The 1,503-nt window shown below is 26.6% G+C and carries 1 protein-coding gene; it reads right to left on the bottom strand.

Annotated elements, in window-relative coordinates; genetic code table 11:
- Nucleotides 1-1,236 (bottom strand): Ig-like domain-containing protein (locus HMPREF1983_RS00455; RefSeq protein ID WP_021752300.1); only part of this gene is annotated, 1,236 nt, incomplete at its 3' end.
- Between the last annotated feature and the right edge of the window lie 267 nt (nucleotides 1,237-1,503).

Below are 1,503 nucleotides of genomic sequence, written 5' to 3'. Positions count from 1 at the left end.
ATTAATAGAGTATACATATCCTTCCGCTTTCCCTCCGGCTGTCAAATAACGTAAATTAAACTTCGATTCATAAGGTACTTTTCCAGTATGATATAACGTTACCTTATTTTTAATTATCTCTCCATCAGCGGGTGTATAACCGGCTCTTATATCATAGGTTATTTTATAACCTTTTTTTCCAATATCTCCTAAATCAATAGTAAAACCTTTTTGATCATTATCTACTTTTATTTTATCCTTAAAATTAGCTGTAACTTCTTCCAAATTTTTATATTTCCATCGCACCTTGTCCCAATACCAGTCTAACTTATATATCTTAATGGTATTCGGCAATACTTTTACATTTTGAACATTATCATCTAATCTATCTTTAATCTTAACACTTTTCAAATCTATCATACTTCTATTAATAGAGATATCATAATGCAACAAACTCTTATCTTTTCTGTCTTGCCAGCCACTTTTTCCCATTGTAGTATTATATCTTTTAGGTCCTTTATAATGTAATTTTCCAGAAGAAATAATTACTTTATTATTTATAGTAAAATTAAGGTCTATATCTATTTCCTGCTTAATTCTAGATTCATCTACCCTTGCATAAAAGTAAAATTCTCCCTTTACATCTGAATATTTTTCCGGATAATCTGTATACGTCAAGGTAATAGTTTTAGTATTTGGATTTATTAAAGCATTAGCAACAACATTATTTTTAGAATCTTTTATACTAAAATTTAGTGATCCCCCACCAAATGTTAATTGTTCAGGTAACTTTATTGTAGTTGTATCTCCTTTTCGAACTACATTATTAGGCAATTCAAATGTTCCAGTTACTTTAAAATTTTGCCACTTCTCAACTTCACCACTAAGTGGTTTCCCATTTAAATCTGTTACATTAAAAGTTTTTATGACATTATCTCTCTCCATAACATCTCTAGATAGATCATTAATTATATTATCTGAAATATTCTTAACATCATCTCTTTTTTTCAGTGTTATATTTTCAATCCCTTTATTTATATTTCTTAACTGTTCCAGTGCTCTATCATTAGATTTCTTTTCTGTAGGTTCTTTGGAATCTTTATCTTTAACTTCTTTTTTTAGCACACCAGCACTATTTCTTCCCTGCTCTCCCCCTACTGCATTAGCAATATTTGAATTTGAACTTATAATTGTAGTTAGTATTGTACTACATATTAAAAGTATAGTTGCTATCCATATAAAAATTTTCTTTTTCATGAATAATGCTTCCTTTCTTTATATTTTTAAGTAGGATTTATTTTACACATTTTTTACGATATTATAAAACACCAGTAAATTAATTTAATCTAATAAAATAGTGCAAACTAGTATTCCCACTATGCGGTAGATTATAACACATCAAAATTATATTGTAAAATAATTCTTGAGTTTCATTATAATACTTTTTTGTTTTCTTATTATTTTTTTACCTTAAATTGTTGAATAATTTATATAAAATAATTTCAAAATAGTTATTTTTAATAT

The organism is Gemella bergeri ATCC 700627 (assembly GCF_000469465.1).
Lineage (GTDB): Bacteria > Bacillota > Bacilli > Staphylococcales > Gemellaceae > Gemella > Gemella bergeri.
This window is presented reverse-complemented; position numbering and strand designations above follow the sequence as displayed.